Genomic DNA, 21344 nt, shown 5'->3' with positions numbered 1-21344 from the left:
TCTTTTGAAGAAAATTTAGCCATAAAAAATGCACCTCCAATTGTTAATTATGTGTCTAACAATTGGGGTGCACTTCACCTTACGAGGTCTTTTTTACTTATTTTCCAAATACACTAATTGATTCTTCCTCAATTACAAGTAAACAATTAGCATATTACATGATTTAATATCCCAATAACCAATTCAACTCTATTAATTCGGTTCGACCTTAATATCCCCCTTTTATTCCAAAAACTCAATAATTGTTTCACATACTTTATCCGTCTCCTCGATATCTGGGAAATGTCCACTATTTTCAAATATAACAAGTTTACCATTTTTCAATTGTCTCGTTATTCTATAACTCATTCCTACACCCGTGTTATAGTCATGCGCTCCAACTATGACACACGTATCAATTTCTAAACCTTTAATACGCTCAATAAGCGGTAAAGATGATTTTGTTCCAAAAATAACTTTGCTCATCTTCCCTGTATTACTTAACTGACTTTCCTCCCAAAGACTCCGATTTAGCTTTGCAAATTCTTCATTTTTAAACAATAATCGATCTACAGCTTTTGTATCAACTATACTCCAAACTTGATTATACCTTTCTTTTAAAGGAATTTCTGACTTACTTATTATCAATATTTCTTCTTTCATTTCTCCTTTCGTTACTTGTAGAAAACCTTCTATCTGCACAGTATACATATCATTTAAATCATCTAACGATGGTGCTTGTAATACCATTTGTTCAACATTTTTCGGATATTTCAAAGCATACTCTAAACAAAGTTGTCCACCAAAAGAATATCCTAACAAATTTATCTTCTCTACATGTAATTGCTTTCTTAATTCCTCTAAATCTTCGACTAGAGTATTGATTGAGTACTCACCGTCATCTTGTGGTGCCTCACTTCTACCACATCCTCTTTGTTCATAATAAACAACAGTCATATTTTCTTCTAACCTCAACCCAAGTGTTCTTTCGAATACATAATGATTGCCACCTGGACCACCATGTACAATAATGAGAGGAACTGTATTATGAGCTGCCCCTGCAACTTTACACCAATGCAATACCCCATTGCTTTTCAAATAGTGTACACCATCTTGCAACATTAACTGATTCATTTATCCTCTCTCCTCATCGCTCACTTATTACTATCTAAATGTATAAGTTCTGACCATTCACACTTTTCCCCTTTATATCCTTTAGACACTATCCTCATTTATATGAATAGCTTTCTTATTCAAAAATAGATTTTTAAAAATTCCTACTCCCACAATTAATAAACCTATACCAACTAATTTATTTATTTGTAATGGAATGCTCTCCATTCCAAATAATCCAAATGTATCAATGCATAACGCAACAACCAATTGAGTAATAAGACTAATTAGCACCGTATATGCTGGACCTAGACTCTTTATTGCACCCATTATACAAATAATTAACCCGATACCAAACAGTCCACTTACATAAAACAAATAATTTGCAGTATACACTTTAATGCTAATACTGTTTTCTGTAATGATATAAAATAGAATAGAGCTAATGAGACCTATCCCAAGGACACATGTAGTCGTTAACCACTGCCCTACATTTTCATTTACTTTTGCATTAAAAACAGATTGTACGCTAATTAATATTCCTGCTAATATAGCTAAACTAAATCCAATCAAAATCTTCCTCTCCCTTTCATTGCTCATATATATTATCTTTAGCGACTTCCTTCATTCTAGAAAAATCTTTAATTACAATAACTCCATTACTCTTTTCAATTAGTTTTTCATTATAAAATCTTTGTAATACCCGAATTACGTGCCTATAACTTACCCCTATAAAATCTGCAATACTCGTTACTGAAGTTGCATCCAAATCCCCTTTATACATATTCCCGTTACTATCTGTTGAAATTGAAAGCAAATAACTAGCTACACGTACTTCTACAGGATAAAGTAAATTAAGAGCAGTAAAACGAGTCGATATTTTTAACGTGTTCGCAATGTTTTCAAGCAAGAACTTCATAAATATAGGATCATGTAATAACTTGTTTCTAATAACCGTATTAGAAATAGAGATTGCTACAACATCTGAACAAGCTTCAACGACATTATGCGCTTTGCTATTTTGAATTAATTCAATATCACCAACAATGGCCAATGGATTGATAAAGCGAAGAATTAGTTTCTTCCCTTCAGATGTAATCGTGTAAACTTTTACTTTACCTTTAACAACAAAATATAAACGATCCATTTCGTCATCTATATTGCAAATGAGCTCGTCTTTTTCAAAGTGATTTAATTGAAAATAAGCTGTATCTATTTCTGAAAAAACCTCGAGCGTTTTATTGGTTTTCAAATAATGCGTAATTAAACCTGATCTATCCTCCATATTCATTTCTCCTTTCATTTACATATTAAATACAACAATACCTATAATCATTATTATTGTTCCCACAATATGATATCTCTCCATCTGTATCTTTTTTATATGAAACAGTCCTTTCATTTCAATAACTGTTGCCGTTAACAATTGAGCAACCATAAGTGTGCCAGCTGTCAATGTAACTCCTAGTGCATATATCGCCATAGTTTCTGCACAAATAATGAATCCACCAAATGCACCCGCTGTTAAATATATTTTTTTCACACTCTTTAAATCCGTTATTTTCTCTTCTTTCTTTAACAAAAATACAGTTGTTGCAATAATGAATCCAATTAAATGGGTTATAATACTCGTCGACCATATACCGATATGTGAACTAAGTTTCGCATTAAAGGTTCCTTGAAGTGTTATAAATATCCCCGCAAAAACAGCAAATATAATACCTTTCAAAAAATCATCTCCTCATCCTTTATTTCTGACTTAATTAAAAACCATCATCCTATAATGGCAAAAGGACAAATGTCACATCACTATGAAAATAACTTGGAATGAACAAAAAAACACACCTCAAAAATGCGAGATGTGTTTATTTTTTATTATTTATATATAATGTTTTATAAATAAAAATTACGCTACATTAAAAGATTTCTTTTTCATAACAAACTTTGCAAATAAGAAACGTACAAGCGGTCCCATAATAATTAATTGTAATGGATATGCCATTATGAAATTTTTAATAAAAATCGAAAAATAAATGGAAACAAATGAATCTCCTTGTAGTCCACCATGTAAATACATCATAGCCATACCGAAAAATGACATAAAGAACACCATTCCAATTACCATAGTTGTCGCCATTGCAACGATAATATTTATTTTTTTAGATTTATCAAATGGCAATATGAATACAATTTTTTTCGCACAAGGTCCAACGATACATATTTCAATTAATAGTGCAATAATAAAGCCAATTAATAGTTCTAATGCAATCTCTTTAATATAAATTGGTCCTCCTGTTTCATTCATTAGTAAATTGTAAAACGTCATTACGATAACCATCCCAAGGCACATCATCATGCCAAATTGGAGGTTTTCCTTTCTTGTTGTTGGCAAATTTCATCATCCTTTCTCTTTGAGTCTTTGTCATTATATCGACATTGGAAACCCCTTCGTAAGTGAACATTTTGTGAACAAATTTAAAACGCTTTCATATTTTTTCCTTTCTACTCTAATTCTCACTTTTACTTATAGAGGTTATATATATCGCAATGTTGAATTACTAAATTTAACATTTCATTACATTATTACTAGGAGGACAACCATGAATGAAGCAGAATTTTACGCATATCACATCGTAACTAGGAAAAAAATGCATATCGGACAAATCATTCCTTTTAACAAAAATCAACACAATACTCTATATCACTTCTTTTTTGAAAGAGAACAATTAAATGCTAGTGGTGAAGATGGCATACAAATTTTAAATAAACACTATAAAAATAACGAATTACATATAAATAATGAAAATACTAAAGTAGTTATGAGTTATATGGATCAAACAATTAGAGCAGTTAGAGAAACAATTGTAGAAATGGTTAGACTACAAGAATTCCCTGAATACCCTTCCAGATTATCTTGCTTATATGCTGCTAAAAGCTATGAGGATGCTTTGAAATGGAGAGCGCTATTTGATTCTTACAATCGAGAAGTTTTACAGATTGTTAAACTACGAGTGATCGGAAGTTCTTTTGAAGGTGACGGGAATCTTTTACCGAAAGAAGATGGAATTCCTTTTTCTCAAAAAATCGAACAAGCTAGAGAGTATTGGAAAGGAAATATTAGAAATGAGCTTCCTGAGCTACTGATTAATGGAGAAATTGAAGTGGTGGAAATTATTGATGACTTTTCCTCAATTCATATTTAATTTCTAACTAAATCATATAGGATGGAGATTACAATGAAGAAAAAAGTGTACTTCAATCATGATGGCGGCGTAGATGATTTAATTTCATTATTTTTATTACTTCAAATGGAAAACATTGAACTTACGGGGGTATCTGTTATCCCAGCAGACTGCTATTTAGAACCCGCAATGTCTGCCAGTCGTAAAATTATCGATCGCTTCGGCAAAGGTAATTTTGCCGTAGCCGCTTCAAACTCTCGCGGGCAAAACCCGTTTCCGAAAGACTGGCGGATGCATGCATTTTATGTAGATGCTTTACCAATTTTAAATGAGTCTGGAAAAGTTGTAACACCCGTGACGGCAAAACCTGCGCATCATCATTTAATAGAAACGCTTCTACAAACGGAAGAAAAAACAACTTTATTATTTACTGGGCCCCTAACTGACCTTGCTCGTGCATTATATGAAGCTCCCATAATCGAAGATCAAATTGAACGCCTTGTTTGGATGGGTGGTACATTTCTTAAAGCTGGCAATGTACATGAACCAGAGCATGATGGAACAGCTGAGTGGAATTCGTTTTGGGACCCTGAAGCAGTGGCTCGTGTATGGGATGCAAAAATTAAAATCGACTTAGTGACACTAGAAAGTACAAACCAAGTTCCGTTAACTATAAACATACGTGAACAATGGGCAAAAGAACGAAAGTATATTGGTATGGATTTCCTTGGTCAATGCTATGCAATGGTCCCTCCTCTCGTTCACTTCTCAACGAACTCTACTTACTATTTATGGGATGTACTAACTACCGCTTTTGTCGGAAACACTAGCCTTGCAAAAACTGAAACGATTAATAGTATCGTTCATACATACGGACCAAGCCAAGGACGTACAGAAGAAACTACTGATGGACGACCTGTAAATGTCGTTTATGATGTAAAACATGATGTTTTCTTTGAATATATTACTGAATTAGCAAAGAAAGCTGCTATCTGAACCCCTATAAAGTGATATAACTTCAGATAACGAGCCCCAATTTTAAAAATTGGTTGTAACTAGATATTTAACTATTAAAAAGAGTATTGAATTAAATTTCAATACTCTTTTTGTGCAATTTAATTATATTTGATTAATGTAGTGTCTTACAGATTATTCATTTCATAACCATTGACAAAATACGTTATTGTTTCTAACTCATCTTCATTTAATTCTCTATCTAGCTCTTGTTTATACGCTGCCTTTATCTTCTCTTCATCGCCTTTATGAGCTTCTGTATATGTTCCTACTGTTTTTAGCAAATGAATTTCTTGTAAAAACTCTTCTCGATTTATAGCTGTCCCATGAGAAAGAATATATGTCTCAGCATCAAATTTTTCTAATTCATCTATTAATGCAAACGTTCTTTTCGTCGTATAGTTCCACTTCGAGGAAAAAATATCTGCATATATACAGTCCCCTAAAAATAATATCTTTTCTTCTTTTATGTACATAACAACTGAATCATGTGCATGATCTCCGCCCACATGTTTTAACACGCATGTCACCTCACCAAGATCTAATTCCATTTGATCCTGGAACGTTAAGGCCGGAGGAATAATGTTAATATTTCTCGCTTTTTCTTCAAACTCTTTCTTGATGCAATCCGCACAAAATTCAATTTCAGTACCCTCTTTTACGCGTGCATCCAACGCTTCATCTGTCCATTCATAAGATACTATTGTCTGCATTTCTTTTTTCGTTTCAGCGTGCGAAATAGTTAATGCATTCCGTAATACAGATAATCCAAAAATATGATCCCAATGCCAATGCGTTAGTGCTACAAAATCAGGATTTGATACATTTTGTTCTTTTAACATTTCTAAAAATAATTGTGCATGTTCTTCTGAATTCCCTGCATCGATCATTAACGTTTTTTCTTTTCCAACAACCATTCCTAATATAGGTCTATCTGTTTCAGAAACAGGTGTCATATACCAAAATGAGTTTCCTATTTTTTTAATTTGTTGCATAACCAATTCCCCTTTTCATTTCCTCACTTAAGTTTAATATATAGATTATAACGAATCACTACTTTTTTCTCTATACTCAAACACAATTACTTGGACTAATCTAACTTTTCTTTTCGTAAGCTAAAAATAAGGGAATAGAATCGGAGTGTGATACTATGGAACGTTTATGGATCCCAATGATTGTAACATTTTTTTCGTTCGGTGGATTACTATTAGGCGGTGCTGTTGGAGTAGCAACACGCCAACTCATTGAAGAAAAGATGCATCGTTTATACGCATTATGTGGCGGTATTTTGTTTGGGTTATTGTCACTTGAAATTATTCCTGAAACATTTTCAAGCTATGAAATGATTGGACCTATACTTGGTATAGCTATCGGTATTTTAGTTATGGGCTTATTAGATAACTATTGTCACCATCCAATGATACATAAAAAAGATCAACAAGCATGGCAAACCTTTCTTTTTCTCTCTTTCGCTATATTTATTCATAATATACCGAGTGGATTTGCGTTAGGTACAGCTTTTATAAATCATAATGACTCTGCCATTCCCTTTTTAATAGCAATCGTCGTTCACCATATTCCAGAAGGATTAGCTTTAATTATTCCATTTCTTTTTACAAAACATAAATATATTTCCTTTTTATTAACGACTTTATTACTTTCTCTTATTCTCGGTACTGGCACAGTTTTTGGCATTTTGATGGAAGGAAAAGCTCTTCACCTGCAAGGCCTCATTATGGGAAGTGCTATTGGTTCACTTGGATATGTCACAATTCATGAAATGCTTTGGAAAGCTAAGAAACAGCTCTCTTTCCTTACATTTCTAATGTGGGCAACTAGTGGTTTTTTACTAATAACAGTGTTCACTTTATTCGCTGGTCATCTTTAAAGTTGCTAAAGTGAAGCTTTTGTTCCTCCCACACTGATTCTTGGATTACAAATAACTAGATAAATTTCTTACTTGTATATTTTTCCTTTTTATTCAAAACATAATGTTATCTACCTATTATAAGGAGGAACAATTATGTTTGGGAAAACAGCAGGTGAAGCATTAGTTGACTTATTAATTGATTGGGGAGTAGAGCACATATACGGTATGCCTGGAGATTCCATTAATTCTATCATTGAAGCTTTAAGAAAAAAACAAGATAAAATTAAATTCATTCAAGTTCGCCATGAAGAAGCTGGTGCATTAGCAGCGGCTGCCTATGCGAAATTAACAGGAAAACTTGGCGTTTGTATGGCAATTGCAGGACCTGGTGCTATTCATTTATTAAATGGTTTATATGATGCGAAACTCGATAAAGCCCCTGTTCTAGCAATTTCAGGTCAAGTAGAAACCGATTTACTTGGAACGGACTTTTTCCAAGAAGTAAATTTAGAAAGAATGTTTGATGATGTTGCGGTTTATAACCAGCGTATTATGTCAGCAGAGCAACTACCTGCCGTAGTGAATCAAGCAATTCGAATGGCTTATACGAAAAAAGGTGTATCCGTTCTTACTATTCCAGATGATGTCCCGAAATTTGAAGTGAAAAATGGTGCCCGTGTTACAAATACTTCTTTTACTTTGCCTGAGTTGTTTCCACAAAAAGAAGATTTAGATGCAGCGAAACTCGCAATAAATGAAGCGAAAAAGCCTGTGATTTTAGCTGGAAAAGGAACAAAACATGCGAGAGAATCTTTACTTGCATTGGCAGAACAAATTGGTGCTCCAATCGTACTTACATTACCAGCTAAAGGAATTATTCCTGATGAACACCCTCTTTGTATTGGTGGATTGGGATTAATTGGAACGAAACCTTCTTATGAAGCAATGAAGCATGCAGATACTTTAATTATGGTCGGTACTTCTTATCCGTTCACCGGCTTCTTACCTGAAAAAGCAAAAACAATTCATATCGATACAGATCCTGCCCAAATTGGGAAACGTTATGCGACAGATATTGGTTTAGCTGGTGATGCTGATAAAACATTACGATGGTTAATTGAAAATGTTGAAGAACACACAGATCATTCCTTCTTAGAACAGCACCAAGAAATGATGAAAAAGTGGGAAGATAAATTACACGATCAAGAAGAAGACTCTTCCATTCCAATTAAACCACAACGCGTTATGCATGCTCTGCAGCAAGTAGCACATGATGACGCAATTCTATCAGTCGATGTTGGAAATGTAACAGTATGGACCGCAAGACACTTCCGTATGACAAACCAGCAATTTGTCATTTCTAGCTGGCTCGCAACACTTGGTTGCGGTTTACCTGGTGCTCTTGCTGGAAAAATTGCATTCCCGGATAAACAAGTATTTGCAGTTTGTGGTGATGGCGGATTTGGAATGACGATGAATGACTTCGTAACAGCTGTAAAATATAAATTACCAATCGTTGTCGTCGTATTAAACAATAATAAAATTGCGATGATTAAATTCGAGCAAGAAGTCATGGGTAATATCGAATTCGAAACAGATTTAACGAACCCTGCTTTTGCAAAATATGCAGAGGCGTGTGGAGGTATTGGATACCGTGTTGAGAATTTAGATGAACTCCTTCCCGCTTTCGAAAATGCAGTAAAACAAAATAAACCGTGTATTATTGATGTAGTTGTAGATGCTAACGAAGCACCAATGCCAGCAAAAATCACATTTGGTCAAGCCGCTGGTTATACGAAGCATATGATAAAAGAATTATTTGAAGAAGGTAAGATTGATTTACCTCCACTTTAGGCGAAAAAAGATAGCTGAAAACAATTTGTCTTCAGCTATCTTTTTTTATTTTTGTATCTCTTTATAAAAAGAAAAGTCATTCATAGTTGGTTGTACTTAAGACTCTTATTTTTTATCAAGAGTCTTTTTATTTAATTTCGCTTCAGTTAATACTATGTAATACTATGCATCTAAAAATCTTTATACATCTCGCTAACTATTTCAATTCTCTAAAGTTCGGATATACTTTATTTTATGAATGTATCGTACATCCACTTATAGAATTTTTCTTTCTCTTCAAATTGTGGATAATGAGCTGATTTCTCAAAAGTAATAAATTGTTTTTGATCTGCTTCTATCTTATCAAAATATGTTTTTGCTGCATGGAATGAAGCTTAGTAGGCAATGGATTTTTTAAATCCTTTTCTAATAAGACAGTTTGAGAATGTGATAATCCAACGTTATAACGAATTACGTCTAACAAGTTATATTCATTACAGAAAGATTTGAAAACATCTCGCATACACATTTTTATAAAAACACATAGAAAAGAGCCCTTGCTTTCAACACAAGGACTCTTTTCATAAACTATTTAGCTACTTCTTCTTTCGGCATTACCATACCTTTATAAAGTTGAACAGTTATCCAGTAATACATGAAATAAATGACTAAGAAGATTCCTATTGGCACCCACACTTTCACAAACGGGTCAACTAATATAAAGCTGAATAAGTTAAGCCCTACTAAAACGTGAGAAATGCCAATGATCGCTGGGAAGATAAATAAATACGAAATTTCTTTATATATACTTTTCGTTAACATACTACGTCTCACACCAATTTTTCGTAACATTTCATAACGGCGTACGTCGCGAGAAGCACCTGTTAATATTTTGAACATAAGGGAACTTGCCATCATTGCTAAAAAGGCAATTCCGAGGAAAAATCCCATAAACATTGTTCCGCTCATGAAGCTGTTCATAAACTGATAAATTGTCATTTTCGTAAATAAGTCTACCTTTTCACCTGTTGCTTTTTCAATTTGTGCTTTTTGTCTCTTGTCTATTTCGATCAATAACGGTTTATATTTTTTCATATCATCTACTTTTGCTAATGTTACAGTATGTTCTGTTCCTTGAATCCCTTTATAATGCTCTTCGTCTGAAATCCTTACTGGTTTTCCGCTAAATTGATTATGCGTAATTTGTATCTCTCTTACAACTGCGTCTTCCCAATCCTTTGGCATTTGAGGGAATTTTGCTAATTCAGGAGCCTCTAAAGCTGAATATACAGGTTCAGTTAAAGGTTCAGTCACACGTTTGCGAACAGGCTCTTTTAAAGTTTTTGTATCAAAATGGTCTGAAACAAGTGGCGGTTTCGCAGTTAAGTCGTTACGTAAATAATAAACCGCTTCTCCATCTACTTTATATTTGTACTTGCTTTCTTCAACAATTTCCATTTCTTTCAAGGCAGCTTTGTCTTGATCATTCGGATCATGAATTACAACATCATATACACGAGAAAAGTCTGTCATAATACCTACATTTTTTTGGAACGCCATACCTGCCGTCATCGCACCTGCGCCTAATGCAATTAACATTGCTACAGTACCTAATACTCTCGATAAACTATTTACTCGAAAGCGTAGCTGTGCATATGTAAAACTATTTAGACCAGTTTCATTTCGTTTTTTATTCCCCTTAATTTTCATCACAAAAAATGGGAGTAATGAACTAAAGATAAAATATGTTCCAAGTGTTGTAACGATGGTTGCTATAATAAAACCTAATTCAGCATAAATTTTTACATTGATCATAAAATAGTACCCTGTACTTACTAGTAATACACCAAGTACTGTCATTATAATAATGCGAGTTTTACTTTTCTTCACTTCATCTAGTGTTTCATCTTCACGAATTAACTCTAGTTCAGTTTTTCGTAACAATCGGACACTGTTCATTATGCCAGTAATGAAAAATAATATTAAGAAGAAAATAGCTGTAACTAAAATTGCTGGTGTGTATACAGATGCGTAACTACCTTTTGCTGAAATTTCCATTCCATTCATTAAAAAGTTCCCTGCTACACTTGCAAGTAACATCCCTACTAAAATACCGATAATAATACTGACAATACCCATACCGAATGTTTCAATAAATAATAACTGTGCTACTTTTTTCTTTTTCGCACCAAGCATCATGTACATACCGAGTTCTTTTCTTCTTAACGTGAGCAAGAAAGAGTTGGCATATATAATATAAAATACAGTAATGAAGGATAAGAGTATTGCACCTACCCAGAAGACGAGCCTTATACTACTAATTAGACTATTATCTTTTGTAAATTCACTATTCATCGCCATCGTTTGGAACATGTAGAAAATACTAATACTAATAACGAGGCCAATAAGTAAAACCATATAATCTTTTAACATCTTTTTCATACTATGACGTGATAATTTAAATAACATAGTTTCACCCCCTACTTAGACTCAGCAGCTGAGCCCATATGAGCGAGCACACCTAAAATGTCTTGATAGAAATTCTCTCGAGTACCTTGACGGTTTAATTCTTTATAAAGAAGACCATCTTGAATAAATAAAATACGCTCACAATAACTTGCACTAAATGCATCGTGTGTAACCATCAAAATACTTACATTGTGATTTTCATGTAAATCTTGCATCGCTTCTAATAAACTTTTTGCGTTTTTACTATCAAGCGCACCTGTCGGTTCATCTGCTAATACAATTGCTGGATTATGTACTAAAGCTCTTGCCGCCGCTGTTCTTTGCTTTTGTCCTCCAGAAACAGCCGTCGGATATTTTGTTAAAATTTCGGTGATGCCTAATTTCTTCGCAACGTCATTTACCTTTCCAGTAATCTCACTTGACGGTACGCCTTGCAAAGAAAGTGGTAAAGCTATATTTTCATAAATTGATAAGTTTTCTAGAAGATTAAAATCTTGAAAAATGAAACCTAATTTTTGAGAGCGAAAATCAGATAACGCATTGCCCTTCATAGAAGTAATATTTGTACCAGCTATCGTCACACTACCACCTGTCGCTTGGTCAAGTGTACTTATCACATTAAGTAAAGTCGTTTTTCCAGACCCAGAAGGTCCCATGATCCCGACAAATTCTCCTTCTTTAATACTTAACGATACACCCCTTAATGCTTTTGACTGATTCTCATTTCTTTTCCCATACGTTTTTTCTACACTTTCTACAGTAACTACATTTGTTGACATCTCTTTCACTCCATCCCTTTTGTATAAAATTAATTTCTCACATATTTCTTATTATTTTGTCATGCGAATTCTTAAGAATTTTTTAATTATTCATTCAAGAAGAGTTACACCTGTAACATGAACCTTTTTCCTACTTCATATTCTCATTTTTCTACAACTCGTTCCCTCGATTTCGCTTACATTTACCTTACATTTTTGTAAGATAAAAAAGAAAACACACTAATTGCTAATAGTGTGTTTTCTTTACAATCAATATTTTCTATTCTTTATTTCCTCTTCAATAGTTGCCACAAATACATCTAGCGCAATAACTTCTGACTTCTCTTCCCCATATTTACGTACATTTACAGCTCCGTTTTCCATTTCCTTATCACCAATAACAAGAACATACGGTACTTTTTGCATTTGTGCTTCTCTTATTTTATATCCTAATTTTTCATCTCGTGCATCTTGTTCAACACGAACTCCAGCTTGTGCTAATTTATGCGCAATCTCATTGGCATATTGTTCATGTACTGCATTTGAAACTGGAATTACTTTCACTTGAACTGGTGCCACCCATGCCGGGAACGCACCTCCAAAGTGCTCAATTAATATTGCTAAGAAGCGATCTAATGACCCTAAAACTGCCCTGTGAATAACAACTGGTCTTTTCTTTTCATTATTTTCATCTATATAATTTAAATCAAATTTCTCTGGCATTTGGAAATCAAGCTGGATTGTTCCGCACTGGTGGCTTCTATTTAAAGCATCTTTAATATGAAAATCAATTTTCGGCCCGTAAAATGCACCGTCACCTTCATTTAGTCTATATTTATAATTTAGCGATTGTAATACATTTTCTAATGCCGCTTCTGCTTGCTCCCATAATTTATCATCACCCATTGAATCTTCTGGACGAGTAGAAAGCTCTACTTCATATTCGAATCCAAAAGTTTTATATACGTAATCAATTTGTGCCATTACTGATTTAATTTCATCTTCAATTTGTTTTGGAGTTACAAATAAATGTGCATCATCTTGGCAGAAAGTACGTACTCTTAATAATCCGTTTAACGCACCACTAAATTCATGACGATGTACTTGACCAAATTCACACATACGAATCGGTAATTCACGATAAGAATGTAATTTATTTTTAAACATAAGCATGTGCCCTGGGCAGTTCATCGGTTTTAATGCAAAACTTTTATTATCTACTTCAGAGAAATACATATTATCTTTATAATGTCCCCAGTGCCCTGATCTCTCCCATACTTCTTGGTTCATCATGAACGGAGTGCGTACTTCTTGATACTTATACTCTTTTTGAATTTCTCTTAAAAATGCTTCCAATTCGTTACGAATCATTTGTCCTTTCGGTAAATAAAACGGCATTCCCGGAGCCTCTTCAGAAAACATAAATAACTCAAGCTCACTGCCTAACTTACGATGATTTCTTTTTGCTGCTTCTTCAACGAAATGTAAATACTCTTCTAATTCTTTTTGAGAAGAGAATGCAACACCATATATGCGCTGAAGCACTTGGTTATTACTATCACCTCGCCAATATGCACCGGAAACGTGAGTTAATTGAAATGCTTTCAAATAACCTGTAGATGGTAAATGTGGTCCTCTACATAAATCTACAAATTCACCTTGTTTATATAGTGTTACACTTTCCCCACTAGGAATTGCTTCTAAAAGTTCTAATTTCAAGCGGTCGTTCATTTCTTGAAACAGTTTAGCTGCTTCTTCTCGAGAAACCTCAACTCGTTCTATCTTTATATTTTCATTTATGATCTTTTTCATTTCTTTTTCGATTTTTCGTAAATCTTCTATGTTTACACTACTTGGAAGATCCATATCATAATAAAATCCATTTTCAATAACAGGTCCTACTCCAAGATTTATATCACCATACAATCTTTTTACAGCTTGCGCTAAAATATGTGCTGCGGAGTGTCTTGCAATTTCTACCCCTTCATTTGAATCTATAGTAATGATTTCCACTTCCGCATTTTCTTCAATATTTCGGCGTAAATCATATAATCCATCATTTACTTTCCCCGCGACTGCTTTCTTTTTCAAACTACTGCTAATGGATCCAGAAATTTCTTCTAAAGTAACTCCATTTACAAATTCTTTAACGCTACCATCTGGAAATTTAATTTCAATCATTTGTTCTTTCATTTTTCATCTCTCCATTTCATAATAAAAAGCACACTCATCCCTAAAATAGGGACGAGCGTGCTTTTACCCGTGGTTCCACCCAGATTCCCATTGTAAACAAACAATGGCTTCTTTTACGGTAACGTCGTTTATACGGCACTAGATACTTAATTTCCCCAGTGCAGCTCTAAGGTGGTAAGTTATTTTTCTGCGTTAGGAAGTTCTCAGCTTTCCTTCCTTCTCTGTATAACCGGGTAAAATAACTCGTGTCCTTTTCTTCGCTTATTATGAAATTGAATGCAAAAAAGCATATTCATCCCTAAATATAGGGACGAATATGCTTATATCCGTGGTTCCACCCAGATTCCCATCACAAAAAAACATAATGGCTTCTTTTGCGATAACGTCGCATACACGGCACTAGATACTTAATTTCCCTAGTGCAGCTCTAAGGTGGTAAGTTATTTTTCTGCGTTAGGAAGTTCTCAGCTTTCCTTCCTTCTCTGTATAACCGGGTAAAATAACTCGTGTCCTTTTCTTCGCTTATTATGAAATTGAATGCAAAAAAGCATATTCATCCCTAAATATAGGGACGAATATGCTTATATCCGTGGTTCCACCCAGATTCCCATCACAAAAAAACATAATGGCTTCTTTTGCGATAACGTCGCATACACGGCACTAGATACTTAATTTCCCTAGTGCAGCTCTAAGGTGGTAAGTTATTTTTCTGCGTTAGGAAGTTCTCAGCTTTCCTTCCTTCTCTGTATAACCGGGTAAAATAACTCGTGTCCTTTTCTTTGCTTTTTATAAAACATCCATTTATTGTTATTTAATATATCTTATTCATTTTATTTTTGCAAGTGTTTAAAAAAATTATTTATTTAATTTAAAAAAGTGAAACCAAATTTTTTTGGTTTCACTTCACAATTTTACCAATCTTGTGGTTCGTAATTTAAGTCTGCAAATAGACGTCTTTTCTCTTTCTTCGTTAAATCTCTCCACTGCCCAACTGGTAAATTATTCAATTCAATATTCATAATTCTCGTACGTTTTAACGTGTATACTTGATAACCTAAAGCTTCACACATACGGCGAATTTGACGATTTAGCCCTTGTGTTAAAATAATTTGGAACTCATATTTTGATAACTGTGTAATCTCACAAGGAAGCGTTTTTGTTCCTAAAATTTTAACACCCGCTGCCATTTTCTCTAAGAAATCAGGTGTAATTGGCTTATCTACTGAAACGATATATTCTTTCTCATGTTTGTTTTCAGCACGTAAAATCTCATTAACAATATCGCCATCATTCGTTAACAAAATTAAACCGTCAGAGTCTTTATCAAGACGTCCAATGTGACTAATTCGTAAAGGATGATTCACTAAATCAATAATATTACCTTTTACTGATTTTTCACTCGTACATGTAATACCTACTGGTTTATTTAAAGCGATATATACGTGATCTCGAGCAATTCGAAGCTGCTCTCCATTTACTCGTACATCATCACCTGGGTTCACTTGGTCACCAATTTTTGCAACCTTACCGTTAATAATTACTCTTCTCTCATTAATTAGTTTATCCGCTCCACGTCGAGACGCTTTTCCAGCTTCACTAATGAATTTATTGATACGCAAATTAGGCACATCCTTTTCTAAAAAAATTTCAAGCTCACACTGCTTCTACCGTACAATACAAAAGGGTAAGCCTCCTATTATAACTTAAATATATTAACATGAAAGGGTATATAACGTCTTCTATTAATTACTTGTTTATAAGAAAATATCTTTATTATACATTCATTTATGCACTTTTTCAGCGTTTAATATACAAGCCATTCTTCCTTACATACAGCTTGTTTTCCTTTTATCTCTTCTATCTCTTCATGAATATTAGCTAATTTATATAAACCTGGGAAAATCTCTTCCACATAATGTTGATGCGTCTTTTCATCTTTCCAATACGTTAACACTATGTAACGATTTTTATTTTTTAAAGACTTCCCAACTACTCCACCTAACATTCCTTTTGCTTTTTCCATTCCTTTATTCCAAATTGTTTCTTGCTTATGTAAAAAATGATTTTCCTTTTCCATCTTTACATCACATATAGCAACTCTTACGAATGATCCTTCTGTAACAACGTCTTTCAAATGCGTATCAGTTATATCATACAACGTTTGAAATAATTCAATTTCACATGAAAGAAACGTATCCTCTTGATTACTATTTAAATAAATTGTATCGTGAGCACCATTCATAAATGATTGATATGCACTTCTATCTTCCCATAAAGTAAATACACATGCCTCATCTTCATACCATCCACCAAATTGTCCATGAAACCCATCTAGGTGCCGTATATCACGCCATTTTCCTTGCGCATTTGAAAACAATTCCTTTTTCTCTTCTTCCACCTTACAGTAGATTGTTTTTAGTAGCATTTTTAATTCCCCCTTTAGCATATAATTTATCTTCTTCTCACAATAATTAGTTCACATAATATTTTTATAATCACCCTAATACTCTTTATAGACATATAGAACTAATCATATTTATCACTACATCTATCAAAACATCTATCGAATTTAATTTCAAATGATTCAGAATAAAAAAAGATGTAACTCTTAATGAATTACATCTTTAGCTAATCTCCCTTATTCATCTTTTTCTCAAATAAATAATACGTAATGTCTCCTGGATAATGTACTACTGTTACCTTCCGCTCCCCTTTTTTAAAACTAACAGTATGCCCGTTTTCCCCTAAGTTCTCCCATCCACTCGCCTTTGTAATCGGCATTACACTTATATATTGATAGTCCTCTTCCTTATCATCGTTAATATGAATTGCTGACATTGGTACTGGAAAACCTTTAATTTTAGATTCTTTATTCATAAATATGAATGCAATTACACCAACTAATAACATAGCCATTGAAATACTTGAAACTAGTTTTCTTCTATTCATTTTCACTAAAAACCCTCTTTTCTCACATATAACTTTCATCATTTTACTAACTTTAATTATTTATGTATAGAGAAGAAATAATTTTAATTATTTCTAACCTATTTTCTCTACTTAAAACAACATTATTATTATATATTATAATTATAAGTTTTTAAATTTTGGAGGCGTTACATATTGCAGAAATTACTTTTTACTAAATGGACAGTTGTTATTTCTATTTTCATCATTTTTGGTACAATTTTCTACGTTACTAATGTTAAAAATAACCACGAAAAAGCAACTGTAGAAACAGCGGAGACAAAAACTTTCAAAACTAAATTACAACCTAAAATTAATGAATTGACTACTCATTATAATGACATCATCGAAAAAGATTGGTTACCTGCCTGGGAAGAGATTAACACGAATGGAGATTCAGTAGATCGAAATAAACTATTAGTTACAATGAGTGCTGTTTCCAAGCAGTACGAAACAATTATGAACGAAATAGACACGCTTAAAATTGAAGAAAACATAACAGATATAGATATACAAAAACAACTACTTCAGTTCACAACTCAGTTTAAATCCGCATCAAATTTCATGAAAAATGCAGCAAATTTAATTATAGACGGAGCAAATAACTCTACTCCAACCGATGAAACTATTGAAAAAACAAAACAAGCTTTAGGACTTGCGGATCAACATATTGTCATCGCTTTATCTACTTTAAATGAAGTTGAAGATAAATTAGGACTTACAAAAAAATAAAACTATTTACTATTTTAAAATAAAAAATGATTGCAATTCACAATTTGTATGTCTATAATATTTTTATTGATTTACAATCAATGTGTTTATAAACTTTATAATTCGGATGAACCATTCAGGAGAAGGTCTATTGATCTACCGACGGGGCAAAAAGTTGTTATACCAGCTTTGAAACTCTCAGGTCTTGGTTACAAGTAGAACTGCATGGGGACGAATCTCTGGAGAGACTCCCTCTCGCTTTCATAGAGCGCGGAGGAAAACGAGCACCGAAGGAGCAAATCCGCTACTATAGCGGATAATCTCTCAGGTAAAAGGACAGAGACAAGCGAAAGAAAATGCCGATTTGTATCGGTTTATTTTTCTATCCCTTGTTTCTCCAGAGACCATTTCATTTACTTGAAGTGGTTTTTATTTTTTCTAAATAAAGGAGAATAAAGATGGAGACAGTAAGTAAAGTATTAGAACAAATGAATCAATACGTGTGGGGATTACCAACTTTGTTGCTACTCGTTGGAACAGGTATCATTCTCACAGTGCGTTTAAAAGGTTTACAGTTTAGTAAACTATTATACGCTCACAAACTAGCATTTAAAAAATCAGAAGATACCTCTTCTTCTGGAGATATTAGTCACTTCCAAGCACTTATGACAGCTATGGCCGCAACGATTGGTATGGGAAATATAGCCGGTGTTGCAACAGCTGTTACAATTGGTGGTCCTGGTGCAATATTTTGGATGTGGATTACCGCTTTATTCGGTATGGCAACAAAGTATGCCGAGGCAATACTTGCAGTGAAATACCGTGTTAGTAATGAAAATGGTGAATATTCAGGTGGACCAATGTATTATTTAGAGCATGGTTTAGGTAAGAAATGGCTGGCAGTATTATTCGCTATATTCGGCACAACTGCTTCTTTCGGTATTGGTAATATGGTGCAATCTAACTCAGTTGCAGAGGCAATGCGAATTAATTTCTCTTTCCCTCCTGCTTTAACTGGTATAGTAATGTCATTTTTAATCGCAATTGTTATTTTAGGCGGTGTAAAAAAAATTGGGAAAGTGACGGGATATGTCGTTCCTATTAAAGCTTTCTTTTATATAATTGCTGGTCTTATAATTATTTTCTATCACTACGAACAAATTCCAGAAGCTTTTTCACTTATTTTTTCTGGTGCATTTAATGGTACAGCAGCTGCTGGTGGTTTTATTGGGGCAACAGTTGCATCAGCTATTCAAATCGGAATGGCGCGTGGTGTATTTGCGAACGAAGCTGGTTTAGGGAGTGCCCCTATTGCCGCGGCGGCGGCAAAAACTGATTCGCCTGCAAAGCAAGCTTTAGTTTCAATGACTGGTACTTTTCTAGATACGTTTATTGTATGTACAATTACAGGACTAGTATTAATTACTACAGGTGCTTGGAGATCTGGTAAAACTGGCGTTGAAGCTACAACACTTGCATTCCAATCTGTATTTGGTACTGCTGGTAGTATGATTCTCGGTATCGCAATTATTTTATTTGCCTACTCTACTATTTTAGGCTGGTCGTATTATGGAGAAAAATGTGTAGCTTATTTATTCGGAGAAAGTGCAGTTAAATATTATAAAGCAATCTTTATTGTTATGATTGCAATTGGTGCTAATTTAAAGCTAGGAATCGTATGGACATTTGCTGATATTGCAAATGGACTTATGGCAATTCCAAACTTGATTGGTCTAATTGGATTAAGTAGTATTGTTGTTGCTGAAACGAATCGCTTTTTACAAGCAGAGAAATTGAAAGAAAATAATAAAAAACAGGCAAGTTAATCTATGAAAAAAGGAATGACTCATACATGATGAGCGTTCCTTTTTTCATCCCCTCTTTTACTTAATTACTATCATTAAAAATATATTTATATCAATATTTACTCCTTTTTATTCCTTCAAAAGTTTTTCACATAAATGTCATAAATCGTATGGTTTAACTATATAGTTGAAAAGGAATGCGACATTAAGGTGTCACTGAAAAACTCATCCAAGAAAAGGGAGGAAAAATCTTTTGAAAAACAAAATCATCGTTTTCCTATCTGTTTTGTCATTTATTATTGGTGGTTTCTTCTTTAACACGAATACTTCAAGCGCTGAAACATCATCTACTGATTACGTTCCTAACCAATTAATCGTTAAGTTCAAACAAAATGCATCTTTAAGTAATGTGCAATCTTTTCATAAATCTGTCGGAGCTAATGTCTTATCTAAAGATGATAAGTTAGGTTTTGAAGTCGTACAATTTTCAAAAGGTACTGTAAAAGAAAAAATAAAGAGCTATAAAAATAATCCAGATGTGGAATATGCAGAACCGAATTATTACGTTCACGCCTTTTGGACTCCAAACGACCCATATTTTAATAATCAATACGGGTTACAAAAGATTCAAGCTCCACAAGCTTGGGATAGCCAACGAAGTGATCCTGGTGTAAAAGTAGCTATTATTGATACAGGAGTTCAAGGCTCACACCCTGATCTGGCTTCGAAAGTAATTTACGGGCATGATTATGTTGATAACGACAATACATCTGATGATGGTAATGGTCATGGTACACATTGCGCTGGAATTACTGGAGCACTTACGAATAACAGCGTCGGAATTGCTGGTGTTGCCCCACAAACTTCAATTTATGCTGTCCGCGTATTAGATAATCAAGGAAGTGGTACTCTTGATGCTGTAGCGCAAGGTATTCGAGAAGCTGCTGATTCGGGTGCAAAAGTAATTAGTTTAAGTTTAGGAGCTCCAAATGGTGGTACTGCATTACAACAAGCCGTTCAATATGCATGGAATAAAGGCTCTGTTATAGTTGCAGCTGCTGGAAATGCTGGAAATACAAAAGCTAATTACCCTGCTTATTACAGCGAAGTAATTGCAGTTGCTTCTACAGATCAATCAGATAGAAAATCTTCATTCTCTACTTATGGTAGCTGGGTAGATGTTGCAGCACCAGGTTCAAATATATATTCAACATATAAAGGAAGCACGTATCAATCATTAAGTGGTACATCTATGGCAACACCTCATGTTGCAGGAGTCGCAGCTCTTTTAGCAAATCAAGGATATAGCAATACACAAATCCGCCAAATTATTGAGTCTACTACTGATAAAATTAGTGGTACAGGTACGTACTGGAAAAACGGTAGAGTCAATGCATATAAGGCTGTACAATACGCTAAGCAATTACAAGAAAATAAAGCTTCTTAAGAA

19 protein-coding genes, 1 pseudogene, 1 riboswitch and 3 other annotated features are annotated in these 21344 nt (G+C 33.9%); of the genes and pseudogenes, 7 read left to right on the top strand and 13 right to left on the bottom strand.

Going from position 1 to position 21344, the window contains the following annotated elements; translation table 11 throughout:
• Positions 1-222: 222 nt before the first annotated feature.
• The 5 genes from ES895_RS09210 to ES895_RS09190 all read right to left on the bottom strand — a co-directional run bounded on the left by ES895_RS09210 (position 223) and on the right by ES895_RS09190 (position 3484).
• Positions 223-1113, bottom strand: a complete 891-nt coding sequence (locus tag ES895_RS09210) for an alpha/beta fold hydrolase (protein WP_001072690.1) — start codon at positions 1111-1113, stop codon at positions 223-225.
• Positions 1114-1194: 81 nt separating this feature from the next.
• Positions 1195-1665 (bottom strand): DMT family transporter, encoded by a 471-nt coding sequence (locus ES895_RS09205; RefSeq protein WP_000579027.1) that lies wholly within the window; start codon positions 1663-1665, stop codon positions 1195-1197.
• Positions 1666-1681: 16 nt separating this feature from the next.
• Complete coding sequence (locus tag ES895_RS09200; protein WP_000390197.1) at positions 1682-2377, bottom strand: Crp/Fnr family transcriptional regulator; 696 nt, start codon at positions 2375-2377, stop codon at positions 1682-1684.
• A gap of 18 nt (positions 2378-2395) precedes the next feature.
• Complete coding sequence (locus ES895_RS09195) at positions 2396-2821, bottom strand: DMT family transporter (protein ID WP_000676014.1); 426 nt, start codon at positions 2819-2821, stop codon at positions 2396-2398.
• 177 nt (positions 2822-2998) lie between these two features.
• Positions 2999-3484, bottom strand: a complete 486-nt coding sequence (locus tag ES895_RS09190) for a DUF2798 domain-containing protein (RefSeq protein WP_002103059.1) — start codon at positions 3482-3484, stop codon at positions 2999-3001.
• A gap of 208 nt (positions 3485-3692) precedes the next feature.
• On the opposite strand from ES895_RS09190, the gene ES895_RS09185 reads away from it, so the two are divergent.
• Entirely contained in the window at positions 3693-4295 is a 603-nt protein-coding gene (locus ES895_RS09185; protein WP_001001048.1) for a DUF2441 domain-containing protein, read from the top strand.
• Between the two features lie 21 nt (positions 4296-4316).
• Positions 4317-5270 carry a nucleoside hydrolase gene (locus tag ES895_RS09180; protein ID WP_002196477.1) on the top strand — a complete coding sequence of 318 codons (954 nt, stop codon included), beginning with the start codon at positions 4317-4319 and terminating at the stop codon, positions 5268-5270.
• A 146-nt stretch (positions 5271-5416) separates the two neighbouring features.
• On the opposite strand, the gene ES895_RS09175 is transcribed toward ES895_RS09180, so the two are convergent.
• Positions 5417-6283: an MBL fold metallo-hydrolase gene (locus tag ES895_RS09175; RefSeq protein WP_001184099.1), complete on the bottom strand. Its 867-nt coding sequence runs from the start codon at positions 6281-6283 to the stop codon at positions 5417-5419.
• A 155-nt stretch (positions 6284-6438) separates the two neighbouring features.
• Here ES895_RS09175 and ES895_RS09170 point away from each other — a divergent pair, with 155 nt between their 5' ends.
• A complete protein-coding gene (locus ES895_RS09170; RefSeq protein WP_000440616.1) occupies positions 6439-7176 on the top strand; it encodes a ZIP family metal transporter in 738 nt (245 codons plus the stop codon).
• A gap of 135 nt (positions 7177-7311) precedes the next feature.
• Positions 7312-9012 (top strand): pyruvate oxidase, encoded by a 1701-nt coding sequence (locus ES895_RS09165; protein WP_135238303.1) that lies wholly within the window; start codon positions 7312-7314, stop codon positions 9010-9012.
• A gap of 227 nt (positions 9013-9239) precedes the next feature.
• On the opposite strand, the pseudogene ES895_RS09160 reads toward ES895_RS09165, so the two are convergent.
• From ES895_RS09160 to ES895_RS09130, 7 genes and pseudogenes are all read right to left on the bottom strand, one after another.
• Positions 9240-9487: pseudogene (locus ES895_RS09160) on the bottom strand (hypothetical protein); the annotation flags it as partial.
• Positions 9488-9579: 92 nt separating this feature from the next.
• Positions 9580-11460: an FtsX-like permease family protein gene (locus tag ES895_RS09155; RefSeq protein WP_098020695.1), complete on the bottom strand. Its 1881-nt coding sequence runs from the start codon at positions 11458-11460 to the stop codon at positions 9580-9582.
• 11 nt (positions 11461-11471) lie between these two features.
• Complete coding sequence (locus ES895_RS09150; protein ID WP_000106426.1) at positions 11472-12239, bottom strand: ABC transporter ATP-binding protein; 768 nt, start codon at positions 12237-12239, stop codon at positions 11472-11474.
• A gap of 249 nt (positions 12240-12488) precedes the next feature.
• On the bottom strand, positions 12489-14411 hold the full coding sequence (gene thrS, locus ES895_RS09145) for a threonine--tRNA ligase (protein ID WP_135238302.1): 1923 nt from the start codon (positions 14409-14411) through the stop codon (positions 12489-12491).
• A 44-nt stretch (positions 14412-14455) separates the two neighbouring features.
• Positions 14456-14678 (bottom strand) — a binding site (T-box leader).
• Positions 14679-14714: 36 nt separating this feature from the next.
• Positions 14715-14939 (bottom strand) — a binding site (T-box leader).
• A gap of 36 nt (positions 14940-14975) precedes the next feature.
• Positions 14976-15200: a binding site (T-box leader), on the bottom strand.
• Positions 15201-15322: 122 nt separating this feature from the next.
• Entirely contained in the window at positions 15323-16030 is a 708-nt protein-coding gene (rluF, locus tag ES895_RS09140) for a 23S rRNA pseudouridine(2604) synthase RluF (protein ID WP_001222170.1), read from the bottom strand.
• 185 nt (positions 16031-16215) lie between these two features.
• Positions 16216-16836, bottom strand: a complete 621-nt coding sequence (locus ES895_RS09135; protein WP_000925166.1) for a YdbC family protein — start codon at positions 16834-16836, stop codon at positions 16216-16218.
• A 203-nt stretch (positions 16837-17039) separates the two neighbouring features.
• Positions 17040-17402 (bottom strand): hypothetical protein, encoded by a 363-nt coding sequence (locus ES895_RS09130; RefSeq protein ID WP_002061304.1) that lies wholly within the window; start codon positions 17400-17402, stop codon positions 17040-17042.
• 132 nt (positions 17403-17534) lie between these two features.
• Between ES895_RS09130 and ES895_RS09125 the strand changes: the two genes are divergently transcribed.
• The 3 genes from ES895_RS09125 (at position 17535) to ES895_RS09115 (ending at position 21341) form a co-directional block, all read left to right on the top strand.
• Positions 17535-18110, top strand: a complete 576-nt coding sequence (locus tag ES895_RS09125; protein WP_001170884.1) for a hypothetical protein — start codon at positions 17535-17537, stop codon at positions 18108-18110.
• A 208-nt stretch (positions 18111-18318) separates the two neighbouring features.
• Positions 18319-18439, top strand: a riboswitch (glycine riboswitch).
• 108 nt (positions 18440-18547) lie between these two features.
• Positions 18548-19915, top strand: a complete 1368-nt coding sequence (locus ES895_RS09120; RefSeq protein WP_087875342.1) for an alanine/glycine:cation symporter family protein — start codon at positions 18548-18550, stop codon at positions 19913-19915.
• A gap of 232 nt (positions 19916-20147) precedes the next feature.
• A complete protein-coding gene (locus ES895_RS09115; protein WP_000790937.1) occupies positions 20148-21341 on the top strand; it encodes a S8 family peptidase in 1194 nt (397 codons plus the stop codon).
• Positions 21342-21344: the final 3 nt, after the last annotated feature.

The sequence above is a fragment of the Bacillus sp. 007/AIA-02/001 genome (genome assembly GCF_004634455.1).
GTDB classification, from domain to species: Bacteria; Bacillota; Bacilli; order Bacillales; family Bacillaceae_G; genus Bacillus_A; species Bacillus_A cereus.
The sequence above is the reverse complement of the archived record's forward strand: the minus strand, read 5'-3'. Positions and strand labels throughout refer to the sequence as shown.